The sequence below is a fragment of the Micromonospora sp. NPDC005163 genome (genome assembly GCF_053599835.1).
In genome coordinates, this window is the sequence record NZ_JBSFYP010000040.1 from 1 (window position 1) to 24,240 (window position 24,240).

Genomic DNA, 24,240 nt, shown 5'->3' on the forward strand with positions numbered 1-24,240 from the left:
CGTCGACCGACCGGCCGGCGACCCGACCCGGCCGCTGGCGTCGGCGGATGCTCACCCTGGGCGGCGCGGCGACCGCGCTGCTCGCCGCCAGCGGTGTCGCGTTGGCGCTGGTCAACCGCAACGACGGCCGGACGCCACCGTCCGGCGCCGGGGGCGGCGAGGCCACCCCCCGCCCGGCCGCATTCGCCTGCGCGACGCCCCCGCCACCGACGGCCACCCCGGTGCCGTCGGTGCCGCAACCGGCCGACGCGCGGTACCGGCTGGTGAAGGGCTGGACGTGGCACGACGACCCGGCCGGGTTCCGGATCGCCGCGCCGGTGGGCTGGCTGCGCTGGACCGAGGAGTCGACGACCTGCTTCCGGGAGTCCGGCGGGCCTCGGATCCTCAGCGTCGAGGCGGGGCCGGCCCGACCCGACCCGGTGGCGTACTGGAAGGCGGAGGAGGCCCGGCTCACCGGCGGCGAGGCGCTACCGGGCTACCGCAAGGTGGACATCTCGGCGCTGGACATCTTCGAGGGCGGCGCGATCTGGGAGTGCGGCTGGAAGAACGCCGCCGGCGAGCGGGTGCACAGTTTCCGGCTGCTGGCCAACACCTCGGCCGGGCGCGCCTTCACCGTCTCGTGGTTGACAAAAGAGTTCGACTGGCAGGTCAACGCGACATACTTGCCGATGATCCGGCAGAGCTTCACCCCCGCACTCTGACGTTGTCCACCGTGGACCGACCGGAGGATGCCCCTGCGGCGCCGCCGCTAACTACAGTGGCGTAGTTTTGGCGCTCAAGATCCCTGGGGAGGGTGAGCCGAGATGATGGGACCGTCGCACGCGCTGTCCGGCGCGGCGGTGTGGTTGGCCGGGTCCTGGGCACTGGACCAGTTCGCCGACTACCACCAGTCGCCACTCGCGTTGGCGGTGGGCACCGCGGTGTGCGCGGGTGGCGCGCTCTTTCCCGACCTCGACATGTCGGGCAAGGTGACCCGCAACCAGGGTGGCGCGACCGTGGCCCGCACCTTCGGGGTCTTCTCGCTCTTCGCCGCCGAGGTGATGGAGAAGATCTCCCTCGGGGTCTACTACGCCACAAAGCTCAGCAAGGACCCGCGCCGCAACAACGGGCACCGGACGCTGACCCACACGCTTCCGTTCACGGTTCTGATCGGGTGGGGCACCACCGCGCTCTGCGCCGCGTACGGCAAGTGGGCGGTGATCACCATCCTGTTCTTCATGTTCGGCCTGGCCCTGCGCGGGCTGTTCGACAAGTGGGCCGAGCGGGCGGGGTGGGTGATCATCACCCTCGCGTCGGCCGGAGCGGCCTGGTTCACCTTCGCGAACCTGCCGGGTGGGCGCGGCTATCCGCTGATCGGTACCGCCGTCGGCGTGGGCTGCTTCGTCCACATTCTCGGTGACATGATCACCCGAGCCGGCGTGCCGATCCTCTGGCCGATCCCGATCAAGCGGCGCATGTGGACGATGATCGGCCTGCCGAACGGCATCGCCCTGCGTACCGGCAGCAAGGCCGAGGTGGTCGTGCTGCGTGCCGTGCTGACCGTCGTGGCGGCGCTCGCCATGGCGGGCCTGGTCGCGCCGTCGGTGTTGCAACGGTTCAACATCGAGATATGACCGACCCGGGCGCGCAGTCACCTCCGGAGGCTGACGAGCGGGTGCCGGATTTCTGGCGCGCACTGGGGCTGCCAGGGCTGGCCGACGTGCACGTGCACTTCCTGCCGCCGCGACTGCTGCGCCGGGTGTGGGCGTACTTCGACGCGGCCGGCCCGCTGGTCGGCACCGAGTGGCCGATCCGTTACCGGTGGAGCGACGCCGACCGGGTGGCGCACCTGCGCCGGCTCGGGGTACGCGCGTTCAGCGCGTTGGCGTACCCGCACCGGCCGGGCATGGCGGCGGACCTGAACCGCTGGACGTTGGAGTTCGCCCGCGCCACCCCGGGCTGCCTGCCCTCGGCCACCTTCTTCCCCGAGCCGGACGCTCCCGGCTACGTCGAGGAGGCGCTGACCGGCGGGGCCCGGCTGTTCAAGGTGCACGTGCAGGTCGGCGGGTTCGCGCCGACCGACCCGGCGCTGGACCGGGTGTGGGGGCTGCTGGCCGACGCGCGTGTGCCGGTGGTGGTGCACGCCGGGCACGCCCCGGTGGGGACCACGCACACCGGGCCGGACCTGTTCGCCGCCCTGCTCGCCCGCCACCCCCGGCTGACCGCCGTGGTGGCGCATCTCGGCGCCCCCGACTACCGGGCCTTCCTTGATCTGGCCGAGGCGTACGAGCGGGTCCGGTTGGATACCACGATGGCATTCACCCCGTTCTTCGACCGGTTCGTGCCGTTCCCCGCCGACGAGCTGCCCCGGCTGCGCGATTTGGGGCTGGCCGGCAAGGTGTTGCTGGGCAGCGACTTCCCGAACATCCCCTACCCGTACGCCGACCAGTTGACCGGGCTGGCCCGGCTGGACCTCGGCGACGACTGGCTGCGTGCGGTCTGCTGGGACAGCGCCGCCACCCTGTTCGACCTGCGCTGACGCGCCACCCGCCCGAGCCCCACGCGCTCCCGGCTCCCGGCTCCCGGCTCCCGGCTCCCGGCTCCCGGCTCCCGGCTCCCGGCTCCCGGCTCCCGGCTCCCGGCTCCCGGCTCCCGGCTCCCGGGATTGTGCTGGATCCCTCGGGATGTTGCGCGATCCGGCGGGCCGGGCGGGGTCCCTCGATTGCCTTTGCTCTGCTTCAACGACCGCAACACCCACTGTCCGGATACCGGACGGCAGGTGTTGCGTGGAGTGAAGCAGAGCAAAGGCGGCCACAGACCACCCGTGGGCCGGGGCCGGGGCCGGGGCCGGGGCCGGGGCCGGGGCCGGGGCCGGGGCCGGGGGCCCGGGGGCCGGGGCCGAAGCTACGAGGCCGCCGGGCACAGGACGCCGCAGGACGCCGGGCAGGACGCGGGATGCGCGGCGACGGGCCCGGCTAGCGGGCCAGGTGCAGGGCACGGGCGGGCCAGGTGCGGGCTGCCGAGGAGGGCCCGCGGGGCAGCGGCGTCTTTTCGACATCGGCTATTGACGTCGCCGTAACAGGTGGCCTAGCGTCTGTCGAAACGCTTCGTCGAAACGCTTCGACGATCATTCGGGAGCGATCCCACGCCGGGCCGGAGGAGGTGCGCGGTGGCCACCATGCACGACGTCGCCCGCCTCGCCCGGGTCTCGGTCAGCACCGTGTCGTACGTGCTCACCGGCACCCGACCGATCTCCCAGGCCACCCGGGACAAGGTGCTCGCGGCGATGGCCGAGCTCGACTACCAGCCCAACGCGATGGCCCGTGGCCTGGCCAGCCGGCGCAGCCGGATCCTCGGTCTGCTGATGCCGATGGACGAGCGGGGCCTGGGCGCGACCGAAACGGCCTTCGTCACCGGCGCCGCCGCCGCGGCCAGCGCGGCCGGCTACCACCTGGTGCTCTCCCCCGTCGGCGGCGGCGACCTCGACGACCTGCGGCGGCTGGCCAGCCAGCGGATGCTCGACGGGGTCGTGCTGATGGAGGTGCAGCTCGCCGACGAGCGGGTCACCGTCCTGCGGGACGCCGGCGTCCCGCTGGTGTTGATCGGCCGCACCGGCGACACCAGCGGGCTCTCCTACGTCGACATCGACTTCGAGCAGACCGTGCGGGAGGCCGTCGCCCACCTGGTCGGCCTGGGCCATCGGAGCATCGTCTACGTCAACCACTCGGCCGCCACGCTGGCCAGCGGCTACGGCCCAGCCTTGCGTACCCGGCACGCCTTCGTCGCGGCGATGACCGGCCACGGCCTGGAGCCGTTGATGATCCCGGCCGAGGACAGCGCCGCCGGTGGGCGGGCGGCTCTGGCCGCCGCGTTCGCGCAGGCTCCGGAGCTGACCGCCGTGCTGGCCATGAACGAGACCGCGATCTTCGGCATCCTCGGCGAGCTGACCGGTCGGGGCCTCTCGGTGCCCGAGGACGTCTCGGTCGTCTCGATGGTCACCTCGCCGCAGGTCGCCGAGCTGGCCACCCCGGCGCTGACCGCGATGACCTCGCCCGGCTCGGCCCTGGGGCGGATCGCGATCGAGGCGCTGCTGCGCCACCTGGACGGTCCCGGCGACGAGCGCCACCAGCAACTGCTGCCATGCGCGTTGGAGATCCGGGGATCGACCTCCGTGCCACGACGGCCCGCACCGGACGCACCTCGGCGGTCGCCGATCGGCGGGGGCTGACCAGCGAAAACGGCCCGCCGCCGCGCGGCAACGCGACGACGGGCCCAGTGAAGTACCGGCTAGATACTCAACGAGGAGGATAGCAATGCAGCGATTCCGCCGGATCGTCGCCGCGATCGCCCTGGCGGCGACCGCGACGACCACCGTGGCCGCGTGCGGCGGTGGTGACAGCGGGGACGACAGCGGGGCCAAGACCCTCAAGCTCTGGCACTACGAGAGCGCCAACAGTGCCATGGGGGTCGCCTGGGACCGGGCGATCGAGATCTTCAAGGCCGAGCACCCGGGCGTCGAGGTGCGCTTCGAGCGCAAGGCGTTCGAGCAGATCCAGCAGAACGCCGGGATGATCATCAACTCGTCCGAAGGCCCGGACATCATGGAGTACAACAAGGGCAACGCGACCGCCGGCCTGCTCTCCTCCCAGGGCCTGCTCACCGACCTGAGCGCCGAGGCCGACAAGCGCGGCTGGGCCGGCAAGCTCAGCCCCAGCCTGCAGACCACCGCCCGCTACAGCGACAAGGGCGTGATGGGCTCGGGCAACTGGTTCGGCGTGCCGAACTACGGCGAGTACGTCACGGTCTACTACAACAAGGACCTCTTCGACAGGTACGGCGTGAAGGTGCCGACCAGCATGGCGGAGATGACCGCCGCGATGGACACCTTTGTCGGCAAGGGCGTCGCCCCGCTGGGCATGGCCGGCGCTGAGTACCCGGCCGGTCAGCTCTTCTACCAGCTGGCGCTGGCCAAGGCGGACCGGCAGTTCGTCGACAACTACCAGCTCTACAAGAACCCGGTGGACTTCAAGGCCGACCCGCTGAAGTACGGCGCGGACACCTTCGCCGACTGGGTGGGGAAGGGTTACGTCGCAAAGGACTCGGCGAGCCTGAAGGCCGAGGACATGGGCACCGCGTTCATCGGCGGCAAAACCCCCATGATCGTCTCCGGTAGCTGGTGGTACGGCCGGTTCAAGGCCGAGATGAAGGCCAACTGGGACACCTTCCTCTTCCCCGGCAACACCCTGCACGCCGGCTCGTCCGGCAACCTCTGGGTGGTCCCGGAATCCAGCAAGGCCAAGGGCCTGGCGTACGACTTCATCGACATCACCCTGCGTCCGGAGATCCAGGACCTGATCGGCAACAACGGTGGCGTCCCGGTGGCCGGTGACCCGGCGAAGATCAGCGACCCCAAGGACCGGAAGTTGATCGAGGACTTCAACACGGTCAGCAAGCAGGACGGCCTGGCCTTCTACCCGGACTGGCCGGTTCCCGGCTACTACGACGTGCTGGTCTCCGGCTTCCAGGGCCTGATCAACGGCTCCAAGTCGCCCGACCAGGTCCTCGACTCGATCGCCGGGCCGTACGCCGACGGCGTCAAGGAGATCACCGGCAAGTGACACGGCGAGTGGCGGGCGTGACCGGCACGACCGGAGCGCCCGCCCGCTCCACCGGGAAGGATCTTCGATGGCAGCCTCCGAGACCGTCGCCGCCCCGCACCCGCCGGCGACCCCGACCCAGCCCCGGCCCGACCGCGGGCGTCGCGGCCGCAACGCGGCGTACTGGCTCTATCTGCTCCCCGGAGCGGTGCTCTTCATCCTGGTCATCGGCGCACCGCTGGTCGGCACCGGCTACCTGTCGCTGACCAAGTGGTCCGGGGTGGGCGACCCCACCTGGGTCGGCCTGGACAACTACCAGCAGTTGCTGCACGACGAGGTGTTCTGGGCGTCGTTCCGGAACACCGTCGCGATGCTCGTCGCGATGGTGGTGGTGCCGACCCTGCTCGGGCTGGTGCTCGCCTCGGTGCTCTTCGACGTCATCGGCCGGCGGTTCCGGCCGCGCACCGCCGCCGCGCTGCGGGCCGCGTTCTACCTCCCGCAGGTGCTGCCCGTCGTGGTGGCCGGCATCGTCTGGGGCTGGATCCTGCGCCCCGACGGCGCGTTCAACAGCCTCCTCGACGCGGTGGGTCTCGGCGCGCTCCGGCACGACTGGCTCGGCGACCCGGACACCGCGCTGCCCGCTGTGATGGCGGTGATGATCTGGGTGCAGATCGGCTACCCGGTGGTCGTCTTCATGGCGGCGCTGCAACGGGTCGACCCGGAGCTGTACGAGGCGGCCGAGGTCGACGGCGCGAACTGGGCCCACCGGTTCCGGGCGATCACTCTTCCGCAGATCCGGCCGGAGACCTTCGTGGTGGCCCTGACCTGCACCATCGCGGCGTTGAAGGTGTTCGGGCCGATCTTCGCCCTGACCCGGGGCGGCCCGGAGAACGCCACCAACGTGCCGTCCTACTTCGCGTACTACACGTTCTTCAAGAAGCTCCAGGTCGGCTACGGCTCCGCGATCTCCACGGTGCTCACACTGATCATCATCGTGGTGGCCGTGGTCTTCATCTGGATGCAGGCCCGCAGCGAGCGCCGGGATCGGGGGTTCTGAGATGGCCGTCACGCTCATCCCGGCCGAGGGCTCGGTGCTGGCACCGCGCCAGAGCAGGCCGGGCCGTGACCGGCACCGCCGCGGCGCCGCCCGCTGGGTGGTGCTCGCCGTGGTCACGATCGCCGCGCTCGCCATGCTGGTGCCGTTCGCGTTCATGCTGCTCAACGCGTTCAAGTCGCCGACCGACTACTCCTCGGGCGGTCCGCTGAGCTGGCCGACGGAGTTCTACACCAAAGGTCTGCGGACGTACTGGACCACGGTGAACTTCCCGCTGAAGCTGTGGAACTCGGCGCTCATCGCCGGTTCGGTGGCGGTGCTCGGCGTCGTCGTCTCGCTGCTCAACGCGTACGCCCTGGGCATCGGCCGGGTCCGCGGCCGGCTCTGGATCGTCGGGCTCTTCCTGCTGGCCAACATGCTGCCGCAGGAAGCGCTGATCTATCCGCTCTACTACGTGGCAAAGGAGATCGGCCTCTACAACACCCGACTCTCGGTGATCATCATCTTCACCGTGATCCAGAGCGCGTTCGGCACCTACCTGCTCGCCTCGGTGCTGAGCACGTTCCCGCGCTCGCTGCTGGAGGCCGCCTCGCTGGACGGGGCCGGCAAGTGGACGGTGCTGTGGCGGGTGGTCTTTCCCAACCTGCGGCCCACCCTCGCGGTGCTGCTCATCTTCTTCTTCATCTGGACCTGGAACGAGTTCCTGATCCCGCTGGTCATGCTGATCGACAACCAGACGCAGACCATCCCGGTCGCGCTCGCGTCGTTGCAGGGCGACCGCCTGATGGACGCCCCGACCACCAACGCCGGCTCGCTGATCAGCCTGGTGCCGGCCATCATCTTCTTCCTCATCTTCCAGCGCACTCTGGCGCGCGGCATCACGGCAGGAGCCGAGAAGTGAAATTCACCGACGGGTACTGGCAACTGCGCCCCGGCGTCAGCGTGCTGCGCCCCGGCACAGTGGAATCGGTCGAGCCGGACGAGCGCGGCTTCACCGTCTTCGCGCCGGCCGGCCAGCTCACCGGGCGCGGCGACACCCTCAACCGGCCCGTGGTCACCGTCCGGTTCTTCTCCCCCGCCCCGGGTGTCGTCGGCGTGACCATCGGCCACCACAGCGGCGGTCTGCCCCGCGAGCCCCACTTCGGGCTGGCCACCGACGACGAGCATCCGGTGACCGTCGACATCACCGGGATCAGCGCGTCGCTGACCACCGGCGAGTTGACCGCCCGGGTCGCGCTCATCGACGGGTGGCGGGTCGACTTCCTGCACGGCGACCGGCTGGTCACCGCGTCCACCGGGCGCAGCGTCGGCGTCGTCACCGACGGCGAGGGCCGCCGGCACGTGCACGAACGGCTCGCCCTCGGCGTCGGCGAGACGGTGTACGGGCTGGGCGAGCGGTTCGGCCCGTTCGTGAAGAACGGCCAGACCGTGGACATCTGGAACGCCGACGGGGGCACCGCCAGCGAGCAGGCGTACAAGAACGTGCCTTTCTACCTCAGCAGCGCCGGCTACGGGGTGTTCGTGGACCACCCGGAGCACGTGTCGTTCGAGGTCGGCTCGGAGGTCGTCACGCAGGCCCAGTTCAGCGTCGAGGGGCAGTCGCTCACCTACTACGTCATCGACGGGCCCACCCCGAAGGACGTGCTGCGCCGCTACACCGCGCTGACCGGCCGTCCGGCCCGGGTCCCCGCCTGGTCATACGGGCTGTGGCTGTCCACGTCGTTCACCACCTCGTACGACGAGAAGACGGTGACGGAGTTCGTCGACGGGATGGCCGAGCGGGACCTGCCGCTGTCGGTGTTCCACTTCGACTGCTTCTGGATGCGCCAGTTCCACTGGGTCGACTTCGTCTGGGACCCGGCGACCTTCCCGGACCCAGAGGGGATGCTGCGCCGGCTGCACGAGCGTGACCTGAAGGTGTGCGTCTGGATCAACCCGTACATCGCGCAGCGTTCGTACCTGTTCGAGGAGGGCCGGCAGGCCGGCTACCTGGTGCGCAACCCGGACGGGTCGGTCTGGCAGTGGGACAAGTGGCAGGCCGGCATGGCGCTGGTCGACTTCACCAACCCGGACGCGGTCCGCTGGTTCACCGGAAAGCTCAAGGTGCTGCTGGACATGGGCGTCGACTGCTTCAAGACGGACTTCGGTGAGCGCATCCCGACCGAGGTGGTGTGGCACGACGGCTCGGACCCGCAGCGGATGCACAACTACTACTCGTACCTCTACAACAAGGCGGTCTTCGAGCTACTGGAGGCCGAGCGTGGGGAGGGTGAGGCGGTGCTGTTCGCCCGCTCGGCCACCACCGGGGGGCAGCAGTTCCCGGTGCACTGGGGCGGCGACTGCGAGTCGACGTTCGTGGCGATGGCCGAGTCGCTGCGCGGCGGGCTGTCCCTGGCGGCGTCCGGCTTCGGCTACTGGAGCCACGACATCGGCGGCTTCGAGGGCACCCCCGACCCGGCCGTGTTCAAGCGGTGGATCGCCTTCGGGCTGCTGTCCTCGCACTCCCGGCTGCACGGTTCCGGCTCGTACCGGGTGCCGTGGGCGTACGACGAGGAGGCCGTCGACGTGCTGCGGCACTTCACCCGGCTCAAGCTCAGCCTGATGCCGTACCTGGCGGCCGCCGCACAGGAGGCGCACCGCGACGGCATCCCGATGATGCGGCCGATGATCCTGGAGTTCCCGGACGACCCGACCGCCGCGCACCTGGACCGGCAGTACATGCTCGGCTCCGACGTGCTGGTCGCGCCCGTGCTCAGCGCCGACGGGGAGGTCACCTTCTACGTGCCCGCCGGCACCTGGACGCACCTGGTGACCGGCGCGCAGCTCACCGGGCCGGCGTGGGTCACCGAGAAGCACGAGTTCGACAGCGTGCCGGTGCTCGCCCGGCCGGGTGCGATCATCCCGTTCGGGGCGCGCTCGGACCGGCCCGACTACGACTGGGCCGACGGCGTGCAGCTGCGGCTCTACACACCGGCCGAGGGTCAACGCCAACGGGTACGCGTACCGGCGCCCGGGGGCGGGCCCGGCGCGGAGTTCGAGGTGAGCTTCCGCGACGGGGTGGCCACCGCCGAGCTGGTGGCGGGCGCCTCGTCGGCGTACCACTGCGTGGTGGCCGGCACGGAGGTGGCGGCGCGATGATGTCACGTACCTTCCCGGAGAGCTTCGTCTGGGGCTCGGCCACGGCGGCGTACCAGATCGAGGGCGCGGCCACCGAGGACGGGCGCGGGCCGTCCATCTGGGACACCTACAGCCACACCCCCGGCCGGACCTTCAACGGCGACACCGGCGACGTGGCGGCCGACCACTACCACCGCTGGCAGCAGGACCTGGACCACATCGCCGAGCTGGGCCTGGGCGCGTACCGGTTCTCCATCTCGTGGCCGCGCGTGCAGCCGGGTGGCTCTGGCCGCTTCAACCAGGCCGGCCTGGACTTCTACTCCCGGCTGGTGGACGGGCTGCTGGAGCGCGGGGTTCGCCCGGTCGCCACGATGTACCACTGGGACCTGCCGCAGGAGCTGGAGGACGCCGGCGGATGGCCGGTGCGGGAGACCGCGCTGCGCTTCGAGGAGTACGCCGCCGGCGTCGTCGCCGCGCTCGGCGACCGGGTGCACACCTGGACCACGCTGAACGAGCCGTGGTGCTCGGCGTACCTGGGCTACGCCTCCGGCGTGCACGCGCCGGGGCGTAGCGAACCGGCGGCGGCGCTGGCCGCGGTGCACCACCTCAACCTGGCGCACGGCCTGGCCGGGCGGGTGGTCCGCGAGCTGGCGCCGGCGGCCGAGCTCTCGGTGACGCTGAACCTGCACGTGATCCGGCCGGAGTCGGACTCGCCGGCGGACGCCGACGCGGTGCGGCGCATCGACGCGCTGGCCAACCGGTCGTTCCTCGGGCCGATGCTCGGCGGGGCGTACCCGGCGGACCTGCTGGCCGACACGGCGAGCGTCACCGACTGGTCGTTCGTCCGCGACGGCGACGAGAAGGTGGCCGCCGTCCCGTTGGACATGCTCGGCGTCAACTACTACTCCAGCACCCTGGTCCGGGCCTGGGACGGGCACTCGGCCCGCTCGGACGCCGACGGTCACGGCGCTTCGGCGCACTCACCGTGGGTCGGCGCCGACGACGTCGACTTCCTGCCTCAGCCCGGCCCGTACACGGCGATGGGCTGGAACATCGACCCCGCCGCGCTGACCGGGCTGCTGCTGCGGCTGCGCCACGAGTACCCCGGTCAGCCGTTGATGATCACCGAGAACGGCGCGGCGTTCGACGACGTCGTGTCGGCCGACGGCACGGTGCACGACGAGCGGCGCGTCGACTACCTGCGCCGGCACATCGCCGCCGTGGCCGATGCCCGCGAGCAGGGCGCGGACGTCCGGGGCTACTTCGTCTGGTCGCTGCTGGACAACTTCGAGTGGGGCTACGGCTACGACCGGCGGTTCGGGGTCATCCGGGTCGACTACGACACCCAGGAGCGCACCTGGAAGGACAGCGCGCACTGGTACCGGCGTCTGGTCGAGACCGGGACGCCGGACCAGCCGGCGGACTGACCACGGCCGAGGTGTCACTATCCGTGGGTATGACGTCATGGCGCCACGGTGGTCCCGCCTGCAGACTGGGACCATGGCCGAGCCCGTCACCGTCGTCGCCTTTCCGGGCGTGCAGTCCCTCGATGTCACCGGTCCGTGGGAGGTCCTGGCGGGGGCGAATCAGCACCGGGCGGCACGCGGAGGGCGTCCCGCGTACGACCTGAGGCTGGTGGGTGCGGAGGCCGAGGTGGCGTCCGAGAGCGGCCTCGTCCTGGCGGCCGACGCGCTCGGAGAACCGGTCCGGGCCGGCACCCTCGTCGTGCCCGGTGGCCGCACGGCGGCGGCCGAGGATGCGCACGCCGATCTCGTCGCCTGGTTGGCAGCATGCCGCCCCACGCGGTTGTTGTCCGTCTGCTCCGGGGCGTTCCTGTGCGCGCGGGCCGGGTTGCTCAGTGGTCGCAGGGTGGCCACCCACTGGTCCGTGTCCCGGGACCTCGGTCGGCGGTTTCCCGACGTCACCGTCGACCACGACGCCCTCTACGTGCACGACGGCCCGGTGTGGACCTCCGGTGGGGTCACATCAGGAATCGACCTGGCACTGGCCGTCGTGGCCGCCGATCATGGAGCACGAGTCGCCCAGGAAATCGCCCGCTGGCTCGTGATGTTTCTGCACCGCCCCGGACACCAGGCTCAGTTCTCCGGCCCGGTGTGGTTGGAACGCGCCACCGAGAAGCGGATAGCCGCCGCCCAACGGGCCATCGACGCCGATCCGGCCGCGACACACCGGGTCGACGACCTTGCCGCGCAGTTCGCCATGTCGCCCCGGCACTTCCAGCGCCTGTTCGCATGTGAGACGGGCCTCACCGTCGGTCGTTACCTCACCGAGCTTCGCCTGGAGACCGCCAAACGCCTGCTGGTGCAGTCCGACCTCGGCCTCGACACGGTGGCGGCCAAGGCGGGACTCGGATCCGCCGAGTCGCTCCGACGCGTGTTCGGTGAACGACTCGGCACGACCCCGGGCGCATTTCGCGCGCGCTTCTCGACCCTCTGACCGCGGACACCTTGCTCATCCGTCTCGACCGGAAGGACCTCCGATGACCCATGTCGTCATTCCGCTCTACGAGCGTTTCACCGCGTTGGACGTCATCGGCGTCTACCAGCCACTGGCCCTCACCCCGGGCATTGACGTGGTCCTGGTCGCCGAACGCCCCGGTCCCGTCCGGGACGACTGCGGGATGGTCTCCCTCGTGGCCGAGTCCGCGCTTGACGACGTCGAAGCGACCGACGTTCTCATCGTCCCGGGCGGGCCGGGGACCATTCCGGCTCTCACCGGGCCCCTGCCGGCCTGGATCAGGCGGATCCACGACACGACGACGTGGACGACGTCCGTGTGCTCCGGCTCGATCCTCCTGGGGGCCGCCGGCCTGCTGCGGGGACGACGGAGCACCAGCCACTACCTCGCGGCGCAGGAGCTGATCCGCTTCGGCGCCGAACCGGCAGACCAGCGGATCGTCGAGGAACCGGACGCACACATCATCACGGCCGCCGGAGTGTCCAGCGGCATCGACATGGGGCTGAGACTCGTCGAACTCCTCACCGACCGGACGACCGCGGAGGCCGTCCAGCTCTGGATGGAGTACGACCCACAACCGCCGTTCGACAGCGGCCACCCCTCCCGCGCGACCCCCGAGGTGGTCGCACGGGCGGCGGCGTACGACAGCGCGGCCAGAGTGGCGCGGTGACCTGCCGGTCACCGACCCCCTAGACCCCGACCCGCTGCGGCGGGACGGTCAGGCCGTAGAGCGCCATCAGCTCCGGGGTGTCGACCCGGCTGCCGTCGGCCACCGAGTCGCAGCCGATGTCGACGATCTGGTCCTTGTGCGCCAGCAGGTACGGTCGGGCGCCCACGTCGGCGCTGGCCAGCGTGGCGATGCCGGGCCAGTGCCGGCGACCGAAGAGCATCGGGTAGCCGCGCAGCCCGTCGTAGGTGGCGCAGACCAGCACGTCCGGGTACGGCAGTGCGGCCACTCGCCGGACAGCGGCGGCGGTCAGGCCCGGCATGTCGACCGGGACCACCACCACTGCCTCGATTCCCTCGTCCTCCATGGCGGCCAGGCCGGCGCGGATGGACGAGCCGACCCCGGTGCCCCACGCTTTGTTGATGACCACCGTGGCCCTGCCCAGGTCGGCGGTTTCCCGGACCTGGTCGGCGGCGGCACCCAGTACGACCACGATCTGCTCGCAGCCCGCCTCGGTCATCGTGTCGATCATCTGGTTGAGCAGGGGCTTCTCCCCCTGGTGCAGCAGCGCCTCGGGACCACCGATGCGGCGCCCCCCGCCCGCGGCGATGATCATTCCTGCGATCCGGTTCAGCTGGGCCCCCTCCACCGTGGAGCGGACCGGGCACGGCGGCACCCGGTCCGTCCCGTCCTACGGACACCGGATGCAACGAGTGCGGCAGGCCTCGGGTAGCGGGGCAAATAGGAAAATCGTCCGCTATGCCGCGTCGGCGTAGCAGTCGACGATGGACAGATCCAGCGGAAATCGCACCGGAGTGTCGCCGAACAGCAGCGCGGTGGCCCGCTCACCGCTGCGACCGACCGCCTCCGCCACCGCCTCGGCCTGTGCCGCCGGACAGTGCACGACCACCTCGTCGTGCTGAAAGAAGACCAACTCGGCGTCGGTGCCGGCCAGCTCGGTGCGCAGCGTGGCCAGCAGCGTCGAGGCCCACTCCGCGGCGGTGGCCTGGATGACGAAGTTGCGGGTGAAGCGCCCCCGCGACCGGGCGGCGCGGGCCCGGGGACTCTGCGGGTCGGCCACGCCATCGGGGTCGGTCGCCCCGTCCGGGTCGCCGAACCCGGCCGAGCCGGGCGGGCAGGTGCGCCCCAGCCACGAGCGCACCAGCCCGCCCGCCTCACCCGTGCGCGCCGCCGCCTCGACGTAGCCGAACGCCGTCGGGTAGCTGCGCTTCAGCACCGCCAGCGCGGGCACCGCCGCCCCGCCGGTCTGCCCGTACATCGCACCGAGCAGGGCCACCTTGGCCCGGGCCCGATCACCGGCGAAGGCGTCCCGGGCGAGGGCGGCGTACAGGTCACCGGCCCCACCCGCCGCCGCCAATCGGACGTCACCGGACACCGCCGCCAGCACCCGGGGCTCCAACTGGCCGGCGTCGGCCACCACCAACCGCCGGCCCGGGTCGGCCACCACCGCCCGGCGGATCACCTTCGGGATCTGCAACGCGCCACCGCCCCGGGTGGCCCAGCGGCCCGAGACCACCCCGCCCGGGACGTACTCCGACTGGAACCGCCCGTCGCGAACCCACTGCTCGCGCCAGGACCAGCCGTGCGCCGTCCAGATCCGGTAGAGCTCCTTGTATTCCAGCACCAGCGGCACCGCCGGATGGTCCACCCCGCGCAGCACCCAGGCCCGGGTGTTGGGCAGCTCCACCCCAACCCGGGCGAACGCCTTCAGCAGCTCCGCCGGGGAGTCGGCGTGCAGCTGGCGGACGCCGAACGCGTCGGCGATCCGGGCGGCCAGCTCGGCCAGCCGGCGCGGCGGGCCGCCGACTGGTGACGGCTCACCGAGCAGCTCGGCGAGGATCGCGTCGTGCACCTCGGCCCGCCACGGCAGCCCGACGACACCCATCTCCACCGCGATCAGCGCGCCGGCCGACTCGGCGGCCACCAGCAGCCGGAACCGACCCGGATGCTCGGTGACGGCGACCCGGGCGACCTGGTCGGCGTACACCCGGGTCAGGGCGTCGACCCCCGGGCCCGGCGGGCCGGGCAGCGCGTCGAAGAGCGCCCCCTGCCCGTGCCCCGGCGGCGCGACCGGGCGCGGCGGCGGGTCGGGTGGCACCGGCGCACCGCTGAGCCGGGCCCAGGCGGCGGCGAACGAACGCGGCTCACCCCAGCGGCCGGCGTGGCCGAGCAGCAGAGCCTCGGTCAGCTCCACGTCATGGCAACGCTCGACGCGCACCCCGGCCCGCAGCAACGCCGGATAGACCGCGCCGGCGGTCGGCCAGACCCAGCGCGGACGCTCGGCGGCCTCCCGCGCCGCCACCGCCGCGGCCAGGTCGGTGACGACCTCGGTCGGACCGGTGGGGTGGCCGGCGGCGTCCAGCGGGCGCAGCTCTCCCCCACCCCGCTCATCCGCCACCACCGCCACCAGCACAGATGCGATTCTGCCTCGCCCCTGTGACAGGAATGGAAAGGTGCCCTTCCTTACATCTCGGCGCGTGCCGGCAAACGGGTCGATGGGTCGTGAAAGGGCTCGGTAGCGTGGCCGGGTGCCCCCGCAGATTCCGCATTCCGATCCTGGCACTCCGGACACCGGGGGTCCGATGCGGTACCTCTGGTGGCTGGTCCGCCGCCAGCCCTGGCGGGTGCTGCGCGGCAGCCTGCTCGGGACGGCCTGGATGATCGGGCTGTCGGTCCGGCCCTACCTGATCGCCCGCGCCGTCGACGACGGGCTGCGCGCGGGCGACACCCAGGCCCTGGCGTTCTGGGTGGCGGCGATCCTCGTCGCGGGTGCGGGGCTGTCGTACCTGGGCATCATGCGGCACCGCACCATGACCTTCATCCGGGAGGACGCCAAGGCCCGCTCGGCCGCCGTCGTACTGCGGCAGCTGTCCCGGATCGGCGCGGTGCTGCCGCGCCGGGTCGCCGCCGGCGAGGTGGCCACCATCGGCGGCTCCGACATCGACTGGTCGGCGCAGGTGCTCACGCTGACCGGGCCGGGGGTCGGCGCGATCGTCGCGTACGCGGTCATCGCCGTGGTGCTCTGGTCGATCTCCCCGGTGCTCGCGCTCTGCATCCTGGTGGGAGTGCCCGCCGTCGGGCTGGTCGTCGGTCCGCTGCTACGCCGCCTGGAGCGGGCCGAATCGGTCTACCGGAAGCAGCAGGGCGCGCTCACCGCCCGATCCGGCGACATCGTGGCCGGGCTACGGGTGCTCGCCGGGGTGGGCGGTCGGGACCTGTTCGCCCGCCGGTACGCGGCCAGATCCCGCGACCTGCTCGCCGAGGGCTACCGGGTCGGCGCGGTCAACAGCTGGATCGACGCGGCGACCGTCGCCATCCCCGGGTTGTTCCTGGCGGCGGTGGTGTGGCTGACGGCCCGGATGGCGGTGGCCGGTGATGTCACGATCGGTGAGCTGGTCGCCATCTACGGCTACGTGGCGACCCTGATCGTGCCGGTCTGGTTCCTGCTCGAAGGCAGCCACCAACTGATCCGCGGGCGGGTCGCCGCCCGGCGGATCGTCGCCCTGCTCAAGCTGACCCCGGACGACGTCGGCGGCCCGCGCAGCGCACCGGATCGGCGGGGTGGCGTTCCGGATCGACGCCGCCGGGACGTCGTCTCCGCGCCGGAGCACCCCGCGGACCTGCACGACCCGGTGACCGGGCTGACCGTTCCCGTCGGCCGGCTGACCGGCGTGGCCGCCGACGATCCTTCGGCGGCGCTGGCCCTGGCCGACCGGCTCGGCCGGTACGTGGCCAGCGAATCCACCTGGGGCGGCGTGCCGCTGACCGGGATCGCCCTGGACGAGATCCGCGCGCGCATCGTGGTCGCTGATCACGACTCGTACCTGTTCCCCGGCACGCTGCGGGAGGTCCTGCTCTCCCGAACCGAGTCCGACGACGACCGGCTGAACGACGACGACCGGCTGAGGGTCGACGACGGTCGGATCAGCGCGGCTCTGCGGGCCGCGTCGGCCGAGGACATCGTCGATGCGCTGCCGGCCGGGCTGGACACCGTGATCGACGCCCGGGCCCGGACGCTCTCCGGCGGCCAGCGCCAACGGGTACGCCTGGCCCGGGCGCTGCTCGCCGAGCCGGAGGTGCTGATCCTCGTCGACCCCACGTCGGCCGTGGACGCGCACACCGAGGCGCGGATCGCCGAACGGCTACGTGCCGCGCGAGCCGGCCGCACGACGGTCGTGCTCGCCACCTCGCCGCTGCTGCTCAGCCGGACCGACCTCGTCGCTCACCTGCGTGCGGGCCGGATCGTCGCCACCGGCACCCACACCGACCTGCTCCACCAGGACCCCGGCTACCGGCACCTGGTGGCCCGGGACAGCGCCGATCCCGACGTGGACCGACCCGCCGACGTCGAGGGGGCCTATCCGTGAGCCGACTGCCGGTGGCGGACCGCAGGACGGTACGCCGGGCGCTGCGGGACCTGATCGGCCGGCACCGGCGCTCGGTCGGCGTCGTGCTGGCGCTGCACGGCGCCGCCGCGGTCGCCGGGCTGGCCCCGCCGTGGCTGCTGGGCACCATCGTCGACCGGGTCAGCGCGGGTGCGAGCGTGACCACGGTGGATCGCCTGGCCCTGGCGATCGGCGGGTGCGTCCTGGTGAGCGCGCTGCTCTCCCGGTACGCGCAGTACGCCGGCCACCGGTTCGGGGAGCGGGCCGTCGCCGAGTTGCGCGAGGAGTTCGTCGACAGGACGCTCGGGCTGCCCGTCTCGGTCGTCGAGCGGGCAGGTTCCGGGGACCTGGCGACCCGCAGTTCCGTCGACGTGTCGACGGTCGGCACCACGGTCCGGGACGTGGTGCCCACCATGGTCATCGCCTCGGTGCAGCTGACGCTGCTGTTCGGGGCGGTCTTCCTGCTGCACCCGCTGCTCGGGCTGGCGGCGCTGGCCGGGCTGCCGTCGATCTGGGCGGTGACCCGCTGGTACCTCCGGCGGGCCAGCTCCGCGTACCTCACCGAGGGCGCGGCGGCCGCGGAGCTGACCGAGACGCTGACCACCACCGCCGAGGGCGCCCGCACGGTCGAGGCGCTGCGGCTGGCCGACGACCGTATCCGGCACGGCACCACCCGCATCACCCGGCTGTGGCGGGCCCGGCGGGCGACCCTCGCGCTGCGTACGGTGTTCTTCAGCGTGGTGGAGGCCAGCTATCCGCTGCCGATCGCCATGGTCCTGCTCGTCGGCGGGTATCTGCTCGCCGAGGAGATGGTGTCGCTCGGCGCGGTGGTCGCCGCCGCGCTCTATCTTCAGCAGGCGATCGATCCGCTGGACCGGCTGCTGCAGTGGACCGAGCAGGCGCAGCGCGGCTTCGCGTCGTTCGCCCGGGTGCTCGGCGTCGGCCTGGTCCCACCGGAGCCGCCCGGCACGGTCGCCACGTCACGGGGAGAGCGACTCGTCGTGCGCGAGGCGCGGTTCTCGTACGGCGGGGGGCGCGACGTGCTGCACGGCATCGACCTGGAGGTGCGGCCCGGGGAGCGGCTGGCCGTCGTCGGCCCGTCGGGGGCCGGCAAGTCCACCCTGGCCCGGCTGCTCGCCGGGATCGACGCGCCGCGCCGCGGCGTCGTCAGCATCGGTGGCTGCCCGGTGACCGACCTCGACCCGGCCGAGCGTCGTCGCCGGATCGCCCTGGTCACCCAGGAACACCACGTCTTCATCGGCTCGCTACGCGACAACCTCGCCTTCGCCGCCCCGGACGCCTCCGACGAGCAGATGCGCGCCGCGCTGGTCACGGTGGGCGCCGACTGGCACGCCGACCTGCCCGACGGCCTGGACACCGCGCTCGGGGACGGGGCCCGGCAGCTCGGCGCCGCCGAGGCGCAGCAACTGGCGCTGGCCCGGTTGGTGCTCGCCGACCCGCACACGCTGATCCTGGACGAGGCGACCGCCGCGCTCGACCCGACGACCGCCCGGCGTACCGAGCGGGCGCTGGCCGCCTTGCTCGTCGGGCGGACCGTCATCGCCATCGCGCACCGGCTCAACACCGCGCACGACGCCGACCGGGTCGCCGTCCTGGCCGACGGCAGGATCACCGAGATCGGCAGCCACGACGAGCTGGTGGCGGCCGACGGGGCGTACGCCGCGCTGTGGCACTCCTGGCACGCCCACGCCGACGACCACCCGAGGTGAAAGGAAGGGCACCTTTTTAACGCCTCCGGTAGAGGAAGGGCCCCCTATTAACAAACCCCCGCAGCACGCGCAGGCGCTGGAGTCGGCACCGGCCGAGGAGGTGTTGTTAATAGGGGGCCCTTCCTATGCACCAGGCGTTAAGAAGGTGCCCTTCCTTACTTCACGGCGCCGGAGGTGAGGCCGGCCTGGATCTGACGCTGAAAGATCGCGTACACGATGATCATCGGGAGGATCGCGATGGTCAGCGCGGCGAACAACCCGGACCAGTCCGCCTCGTAGCCGGCGTTGACCGAGATGTCCGCGATGCCCTGGGTGAGCACCCACTTGTCCTTCGCGTTCGAGAGCAGCACCAGGGGAAGTTGGTACTGCGCCCACTGACCGATGATGTTGAAGATCGCCACGCTGATCAGACCCGGCTTCGCCATCGGCATCATGACCTGGAAGAACAGCCGGGTGTGCCCGCAGCCGTCGATCAGCCCCGCCTCCGCCACCGACGACGGCAGCGTCTTGAAGAACGCGGCCAGGAAGAAGATCGTGAACGGCAGCGAGTACGCGATGTAGACCAGCACCACCCCGGTGTGGGTGTCCAGCAGGCCCAGGTTCTTCACCACGAAGAAGAGCGGCACCAGGGCCAGGAAGACCGGGAAGGCCAACCCGGAGACGAAGAGGTAGTAGATCGCCCGGTTGCCCCAGAACTTGTACCGGGCCAGCACGTACGCCGCCATCGAGCCCAGCAGCATGGTGCCGAAGGTGCTGCACGTGACCACAATGACGCTGTTGAGGAAGTACCGGCCGACGTGCGCCTTGGTCCAGGCCCGGCCGAAGTTCTCCCAGCGCAGTTCCGCCGGGAGCGTCCACGGGCTGCTGAAGATCTCGGTCGTGTTCTTGAACGCGGCGAGGAACGTCCAGAGGATCGGCACGATCACGATCACCGCCCACACGGCGAGCGCGATGTGCCCCAGGCCGGCGAAGAGCCGTGCCTCCGAGCGGGGGCCCTTCGACCCTCGTCCACCGGGGGCGCCCGGGTCGCCGGTCTTCGGCGGTAGCGCCGCCGGCGTCGGCGGCAGCGTCGACTGCGGGTTCATCAGTACTCCACGCTTTCCCGCTTGGTGAGCCGCAGCGTCAGCGCCGCGAACGTGAGGGTCAGGAAGAAGAGCGCCACACCCATCGCGGAGGCGTAGCCGTATTTCGAGTAGACGAACGCGTTGCGGTAGATCTCCATGGCCAGCACCGTGGTGGCGCCGTCCGGGCCGCCACCGTCCACGGAGAGCACCGCGACGATGGCGAACGCGTCGAACGCCGCGATGCCCAGGTAGACCCAGGCGACCTGGAGGGTGTCCCAGAGCAGCGGCAGGGTGACCCGGAAGAACAGGGTCACCTTGGTCGCCCCGTCCATCTCGGCGGCCTCGTAGATCTCACCCGGGATGGAGGCCATCCCGGCCGAGAAGAGCACCACGTAGAAGCCGACCGCCTGCCAGACCAGCACCCCGATGATCGACCAGAGGGCCAGGTTCGGCCGGACCAGGAAGAGCACCGGATCGAAGCCGAGCTTCATCAGTACGCCGTTGATCAGGCCGGACTCGTTGGGCCGGTAGACCATCTGGAACAGCACCGCGATGATGGCCACCGCCAGGACCTGGGGGAAGAAGAACACCACCCGGTAGAACTTCGCCCCCCAGACCCCCTGGCGTTGCCCACCGCTGCTCTTCCCGCCCACGTTGAGCAGGAACGAGAAGAACAGCGCGATGGCAATGGTGATCAGCGGCAGGGCAAGCAGCAGTACGCCGTGGTGCTGGACCGCCTTCCAGAAGCTGCCGTCGTCGAGCAGCCTCCGGTAGTTGTCGAAGCCCACCCACTGCGGGGCGGAGAGCCCCCTCCAGTTGGTCATCGAGATCTGGAACGCCTGCGCGTACGGCGCGATGACGAAGACCACGTACAGCGTGACCGGGGCGAACAGGAACCCGATCACGAACGGATACTTGCCGTGCCGCATGACCCCTACGCTCCGATCAGCGCTTGAACTTGGTGACGGAGCTGTCCTTCTTGATCGCGTCGGCGCGCTTCTGGATCCGCTCCACGAAGGCGTCCGCCTTGATCCGGCCGAACATCAGCTCGTTGGTGGCGGTACGCGCCTCCGTGTCGAGCTCCTTGTACCAGCCGTCGAAGTACAGGTTGAACACATCCTGGCCGGCCGCCTTGAGCGCGGCCTGCGAGCTGGCCACACCGGGCGGGAAGGCGAAGCCCTCCGAGCCGGCGGTGACCACGGTCGGGGCCTTGACCACCTCGGTGAAGCCCTTCGCGCCCTCCGTGGACAGCATCCGCCGCATGTACTCCAGGCCGCCCTTGGGGTTCTTGCTCTTCGCCGAGACGAAGTAGCCCTCACCCGCGGTGGCCCGCAGCGCCGTGGCCGGCAGCCTGTCCGAGGCGGACATGCTCGGCACCGGCATGAGCTGGTACTCGAAGCCGGCCGGCGTGTCCTTCTTCTGCTCGCCTTCCAGCCAGTCACCGCTGGGGTACATGGCCACCTTGTACTGGTTCTGCCGCAGCTGCACGTCGGTGTGCTTGAGCCCCTCGAAGCTCTTGTCGCTGAACTTCGCCCCGACCTCGGCCCACGCGGTGGCAGCCTGCTTGACCGCGTCCTGCTGCCAGGCGCCGTCCTCCAGGTTGTCGATGTTCTTCAGCACGTCCGTGCCGCCGATCTTGGCGGCGTGGGTGAGGATCACGTTCCACTGGTAGTAGGCCGCGTTCGCCCCGGCGTAGCCGTACGGCGTGATGCCCTTGGCCTTGATGGCCGTGAGCAGGGTCATGAACTCGTCCCAGTTCTTCGCCGGCGCCCAGCCGTTGTCCTTGAACAGCTTGCCGGAGTACCAGATGCCGAAGACGGTGGAGACGTAGTACAGGACGAACGGCTTGCCGTTGAACGAGCCCGCCTCGATGGTGCCGGGCACCACGGTGTCGCGGACCTTCTTGGCCGGGTCGTCGACCGACGGCGCGTCCCACAGCTCGGTGAGGTCCTGCAGCTGACCGTCGGCGACCAGCGCGCCGAAGTCCATCAGCTTCTCGCCCGAGTTGTTCACGAACTCCGGCGGGTTGCCGGAGGCGAAACGCGGCTGGAGCACGGTGGAGACGGCCTGGGTGGCCTGGTGCTTGACCTCCGCCTTGGGGAACGCCTTCTTGTAGAGCGGCTCGTGCACGTCGGTGGCGTACTTCTCGCCGTAGCCGCCGTTGAAGATGACCACCTCGATCGGGGCGTCCTCCTTGACACCCAGCGGGTTGGTCGCGCTCTTGGTGCCGCCGGAGACCTGCTCGTTCTTCTCGTCGCCACCGCTGGTGGCGCAGGCGCTGAGCAGGCCGATGGCCGGAGTGGCGAGCATGCCCACGGCGGCGGCGCGGCGCAGCACCGTACGGCGGTCAAGCTCGGCCGGGTGCTCGGGGGTAATCGACATCGTCGTCTCTCCTTGTGGAATTCGGGTCAGGCCGTGCGCCGGAGACGCCCGGCGTACCGCGACTCGAGGGCGATGTTGTGCTCGTCCCCGCCGGGGACGTTGGCCGAGAGGTAGATAGGGGGCACCTCTCCGGCCTGATGGAACCGTCGGACGACCTCCGCGGTCAGCAGCTGCGCCAGCAGCGCAGTGGTGACCGAGGAGACCGCACAGACCGCGCCGCCGCCCTCGAGCGGCAGCAGTGCATCGCCGTACGGCGCGCCATTGTCCAGCACGACGTCGGCGAGGTCGGCGAGCCGTCGACCGGACGGGTGCCGCGGGGCCACCCGTGCGGTGTGCTCGACCGAGGTGACCGCGATCAACGGGTGACCGCGCTCGGTGACCAGCGCCGCCAGCTCGACCACCGAGCCGTTGATGCCGGATTGGGACGCCACCACGAACACGTCGCGCGGCTGAGGCGCCGCGAGCGCGTAGATCTGGTGGGCGATTGAGGGGTCGCGTTCCAGCTTCGGGTCGGCGAGCACATCCGGCGGGGCGTCGCCGTGCACCACCAGGTCACGCACCGAGAGCCGGTTGGTGGGAACCAACCCGCCGGCCCGGGCGACCAGTTCGGCGGCGAACGCCTCGGAGTGCCCGGCGCCGAACGCCTGGAGCACACCGCCGGCGCGCAGGCTCTCGGCGATCAGGTCGGCGGCCCGGGTGATGCCGTCGGCCTCGGTGTCGAGCAGCCGGTCGAGCACCGGGCGGACTGCGTCCGCATACCCCTGGGCGCTGATCATGCGAGGGCTCCCTTCGCGGCCTTGTGCCCGTCGACGGCCTGCGCGGTACGCCGGAAGGCCGCATGCGCGCGGTCGTGGGTGCGCTGGGCGACGGCGATGTAGAGCAGGTCGAGCACCACCAGCTGGGGGTGGCGGGCGGAGAGCGCGTCCGGCCGGAAGGTGGTCGCCTGGCTGGCGGTGAGCAGCACGATGTCGGCAAGCTCGGCCAGCGGTGAGCGGGGGAAGCCGGTGAGGGCGATCGTGGTGGCGCCCCGACTGCCCGCCTCGGCGAGCATCTCGATCGTCTCCCGAGTCTGGCCGGTGTGCGAGATGCCCAGCGCCACGTCTCCGGTGCGCAGCAGCGCGGCGCTGGCCAGCCCCTCGTGCACGTCGTTCCAGGCCCACGCGGCCACCCCGATGCGGTGCAGGCTGAACTGCATTTCCTCGCCAACCAGGGCGCTGCCGCTGGCGCCGAAGATGTTCACCCTGCTGGCGCCGGCGATTGCCACCGCGGCCCGCTCCACCTCGGAGAGGTCGAGCAGCGCGGCGGTGTCGTGCATGGCCCGGGTGTCGGCGGCCATGATCTGGTCGAGCACCCGGGCCAGCGGGTCGCTCGGCTGGATTTCCCGTCCGATGTCGATGGTCCACCCGGCCGAACGGGCCCGACCTGTCTCGGAGGCGATGCCCAGCCGCAGGTCGGCGTACCCCTCGAAGCCCATCGCCCGGCAGAAACGGGTGATGGTCGCCGGTGACGTGCCGCTACGCTCGGCCAACTCGACTATGGTGGATCGGGCGGCCGCCTCCGGGTCGCTCAGCACGTGCTCGGCGACCCGGCGCAGCGCGCCGGTCAGCTCACCGAGCCCGTTGCGGACCCGGGCCAGCACCCCGTCGGAGGCGGACCCGAGCGCGCCTCGCCGGTCGAACGCGTCGGCGTCGACCACCGCGGTCCCCGCGGAGGTGTCCACCTCGTGATCAACCATGCGACGCCTGGCCTTTCCAAAAAGATTGTTA

At 71.3% G+C, this 24,240-nt stretch carries 19 protein-coding genes and 1 pseudogene; 13 read left to right on the forward strand and 7 right to left on the reverse strand.

Features of this window, described 5'->3' with window-relative positions:
• The 11 genes and pseudogenes from ACWD6N_RS24560 to ACWD6N_RS24610 all read left to right on the forward strand — a co-directional run.
• Window positions 1–701 (forward strand): annotated as a pseudogene (locus ACWD6N_RS24560) (hypothetical protein); the annotation flags it as partial.
• Window positions 702–803: 102 nt separating this feature from the next.
• The gene (locus ACWD6N_RS24565) at window positions 804–1,613 is read left to right on the forward strand and encodes a metal-dependent hydrolase (RefSeq protein ID WP_354967547.1); all 810 of its coding nucleotides are present in this window, start codon (window positions 804–806) and stop codon (window positions 1,611–1,613) included.
• Window positions 1,610–2,518, forward strand: coding sequence for an amidohydrolase family protein (locus tag ACWD6N_RS24570; RefSeq protein ID WP_354967546.1), 909 nt, complete (start codon window positions 1,610–1,612; stop codon window positions 2,516–2,518). Before ACWD6N_RS24565 ends, ACWD6N_RS24570 begins: the two co-directional genes overlap by 4 nt.
• A 639-nt stretch (window positions 2,519–3,157) precedes the next feature.
• Window positions 3,158–4,207 (forward strand): LacI family DNA-binding transcriptional regulator, encoded by a 1,050-nt coding sequence (locus ACWD6N_RS24575; RefSeq protein ID WP_354967585.1) that lies wholly within the window; start codon window positions 3,158–3,160, stop codon window positions 4,205–4,207.
• A gap of 85 nt (window positions 4,208–4,292) precedes the next feature.
• Window positions 4,293–5,597: an ABC transporter substrate-binding protein gene (locus tag ACWD6N_RS24580; RefSeq protein WP_354967545.1), complete on the forward strand. Its 1,305-nt coding sequence runs from the start codon at window positions 4,293–4,295 to the stop codon at window positions 5,595–5,597.
• Window positions 5,598–5,664: 67 nt separating this feature from the next.
• Window positions 5,665–6,633, forward strand: coding sequence for a carbohydrate ABC transporter permease (locus ACWD6N_RS24585; RefSeq protein WP_354967544.1), 969 nt, complete (start codon window positions 5,665–5,667; stop codon window positions 6,631–6,633).
• 1 nt (window position 6,634) lies between these two features.
• A complete protein-coding gene (locus ACWD6N_RS24590; RefSeq protein ID WP_354967543.1) occupies window positions 6,635–7,531 on the forward strand; it encodes a carbohydrate ABC transporter permease in 897 nt (298 codons plus the stop codon).
• The gene (gene yicI, locus ACWD6N_RS24595) at window positions 7,528–9,768 is read left to right on the forward strand and encodes an alpha-xylosidase (protein ID WP_387328606.1); all 2,241 of its coding nucleotides are present in this window, start codon (window positions 7,528–7,530) and stop codon (window positions 9,766–9,768) included. The genes ACWD6N_RS24590 and yicI overlap by 4 nt, the downstream gene beginning before the upstream one ends.
• Window positions 9,765–11,174 carry a GH1 family beta-glucosidase gene (locus tag ACWD6N_RS24600; protein ID WP_387328609.1) on the forward strand — a complete coding sequence of 470 codons (1,410 nt, stop codon included), beginning with the start codon at window positions 9,765–9,767 and terminating at the stop codon, window positions 11,172–11,174. Before yicI ends, ACWD6N_RS24600 begins: the two co-directional genes overlap by 4 nt.
• A 73-nt stretch (window positions 11,175–11,247) precedes the next feature.
• Window positions 11,248–12,204 carry a GlxA family transcriptional regulator gene (locus tag ACWD6N_RS24605; RefSeq protein ID WP_387328612.1) on the forward strand — a complete coding sequence of 319 codons (957 nt, stop codon included), beginning with the start codon at window positions 11,248–11,250 and terminating at the stop codon, window positions 12,202–12,204.
• Between the two features lie 43 nt (window positions 12,205–12,247).
• Window positions 12,248–12,895, forward strand: coding sequence for a DJ-1/PfpI family protein (locus ACWD6N_RS24610; RefSeq protein WP_354967539.1), 648 nt, complete (start codon window positions 12,248–12,250; stop codon window positions 12,893–12,895).
• A gap of 19 nt (window positions 12,896–12,914) precedes the next feature.
• Here ACWD6N_RS24610 and ACWD6N_RS24615 read toward each other — a convergent pair whose 3' ends face one another.
• Both ACWD6N_RS24615 and ACWD6N_RS24620 read right to left on the reverse strand, forming a co-directional pair.
• Window positions 12,915–13,508 (reverse strand): nucleotidyltransferase family protein, encoded by a 594-nt coding sequence (locus ACWD6N_RS24615; protein WP_450005185.1) that lies wholly within the window; start codon window positions 13,506–13,508, stop codon window positions 12,915–12,917.
• Window positions 13,509–13,649: 141 nt separating this feature from the next.
• Window positions 13,650–15,356, reverse strand: coding sequence for a bifunctional 3'-5' exonuclease/DNA polymerase (locus ACWD6N_RS24620; protein WP_387328701.1), 1,707 nt, complete (start codon window positions 15,354–15,356; stop codon window positions 13,650–13,652).
• 139 nt (window positions 15,357–15,495) lie between these two features.
• Here ACWD6N_RS24620 and ACWD6N_RS24625 point away from each other — a divergent pair, with 139 nt between their 5' ends.
• Together ACWD6N_RS24625 and ACWD6N_RS24630 are read left to right on the forward strand one after the other, a co-directional pair.
• Entirely contained in the window at window positions 15,496–17,280 is a 1,785-nt protein-coding gene (locus ACWD6N_RS24625) for an ABC transporter ATP-binding protein (protein ID WP_387328615.1), read from the forward strand.
• Complete coding sequence (locus ACWD6N_RS24630) at window positions 17,277–19,028, forward strand: ABC transporter ATP-binding protein (protein ID WP_387328618.1); 1,752 nt, start codon at window positions 17,277–17,279, stop codon at window positions 19,026–19,028. Before ACWD6N_RS24625 ends, ACWD6N_RS24630 begins: the two co-directional genes overlap by 4 nt.
• A 155-nt stretch (window positions 19,029–19,183) precedes the next feature.
• Here ACWD6N_RS24630 and ACWD6N_RS24635 read toward each other — a convergent pair whose 3' ends face one another.
• The 5 genes from ACWD6N_RS24635 to ACWD6N_RS24655 are packed head-to-tail and all read right to left on the reverse strand — an operon-like array spanning window position 19,184 to window position 24,209.
• Entirely contained in the window at window positions 19,184–20,113 is a 930-nt protein-coding gene (locus ACWD6N_RS24635) for a carbohydrate ABC transporter permease (protein WP_387328621.1), read from the reverse strand.
• Complete coding sequence (locus ACWD6N_RS24640) at window positions 20,113–21,021, reverse strand: carbohydrate ABC transporter permease (protein ID WP_354967534.1); 909 nt, start codon at window positions 21,019–21,021, stop codon at window positions 20,113–20,115. The genes ACWD6N_RS24635 and ACWD6N_RS24640 overlap by 1 nt, the downstream gene beginning before the upstream one ends.
• A 16-nt stretch (window positions 21,022–21,037) precedes the next feature.
• A complete protein-coding gene (ngcE, locus tag ACWD6N_RS24645) occupies window positions 21,038–22,474 on the reverse strand; it encodes an N-acetylglucosamine/diacetylchitobiose ABC transporter substrate-binding protein (protein ID WP_387328624.1) in 1,437 nt (478 codons plus the stop codon).
• A 26-nt stretch (window positions 22,475–22,500) separates the two neighbouring features.
• Window positions 22,501–23,250: an SIS domain-containing protein gene (locus ACWD6N_RS24650; protein WP_354967532.1), complete on the reverse strand. Its 750-nt coding sequence runs from the start codon at window positions 23,248–23,250 to the stop codon at window positions 22,501–22,503.
• Window positions 23,247–24,209, reverse strand: coding sequence for a MurR/RpiR family transcriptional regulator (locus ACWD6N_RS24655; protein WP_354967531.1), 963 nt, complete (start codon window positions 24,207–24,209; stop codon window positions 23,247–23,249). Before ACWD6N_RS24655 ends, ACWD6N_RS24650 begins: the two co-directional genes overlap by 4 nt.
• Between the last annotated feature and the right edge of the window lie 31 nt (window positions 24,210–24,240).

Bases quoted from the DNA above. Each gene is read 5' to 3' on its own strand.
- ACWD6N_RS24655 (WP_354967531.1), bottom strand. From the start codon at position 24,209: ATGGTTGATCACGAGGTGGACACCTCCGCGGGGACCGCGGTGGTCGAC.
- ACWD6N_RS24610 (WP_354967539.1), top strand. From the start codon at position 12,248: ATGACCCATGTCGTCATTCCGCTCTACGAGCGTTTCACCGCGTTGGAC.
- ACWD6N_RS24600 (WP_387328609.1), top strand. From the start codon at position 9,765: ATGATGTCACGTACCTTCCCGGAGAGCTTCGTCTGGGGCTCGGCCACG.
- ACWD6N_RS24575 (WP_354967585.1), top strand. From the start codon at position 3,158: ATGCACGACGTCGCCCGCCTCGCCCGGGTCTCGGTCAGCACCGTGTCG.
- ACWD6N_RS24565 (WP_354967547.1), top strand. From the start codon at position 804: ATGATGGGACCGTCGCACGCGCTGTCCGGCGCGGCGGTGTGGTTGGCC.
- ACWD6N_RS24615 (WP_450005185.1), bottom strand. From the start codon at position 13,508: ATGATCATCGCCGCGGGCGGGGGGCGCCGCATCGGTGGTCCCGAGGCG.
- ACWD6N_RS24590 (WP_354967543.1), top strand. From the start codon at position 6,635: ATGGCCGTCACGCTCATCCCGGCCGAGGGCTCGGTGCTGGCACCGCGC.
- ACWD6N_RS24635 (WP_387328621.1), bottom strand. From the start codon at position 20,113: ATGAACCCGCAGTCGACGCTGCCGCCGACGCCGGCGGCGCTACCGCCG.
- ACWD6N_RS24580 (WP_354967545.1), top strand. From the start codon at position 4,293: ATGCAGCGATTCCGCCGGATCGTCGCCGCGATCGCCCTGGCGGCGACC.
- ACWD6N_RS24605 (WP_387328612.1), top strand. From the start codon at position 11,248: ATGGCCGAGCCCGTCACCGTCGTCGCCTTTCCGGGCGTGCAGTCCCTC.
- ACWD6N_RS24585 (WP_354967544.1), top strand. From the start codon at position 5,665: ATGGCAGCCTCCGAGACCGTCGCCGCCCCGCACCCGCCGGCGACCCCG.
- ACWD6N_RS24650 (WP_354967532.1), bottom strand. From the start codon at position 23,250: ATGATCAGCGCCCAGGGGTATGCGGACGCAGTCCGCCCGGTGCTCGAC.
- ACWD6N_RS24640 (WP_354967534.1), bottom strand. From the start codon at position 21,021: ATGCGGCACGGCAAGTATCCGTTCGTGATCGGGTTCCTGTTCGCCCCG.
- ACWD6N_RS24625 (WP_387328615.1), top strand. From the start codon at position 15,496: ATGCGGTACCTCTGGTGGCTGGTCCGCCGCCAGCCCTGGCGGGTGCTG.
- ACWD6N_RS24570 (WP_354967546.1), top strand. From the start codon at position 1,610: ATGACCGACCCGGGCGCGCAGTCACCTCCGGAGGCTGACGAGCGGGTG.
- ngcE (WP_387328624.1), bottom strand. From the start codon at position 22,474: ATGTCGATTACCCCCGAGCACCCGGCCGAGCTTGACCGCCGTACGGTG.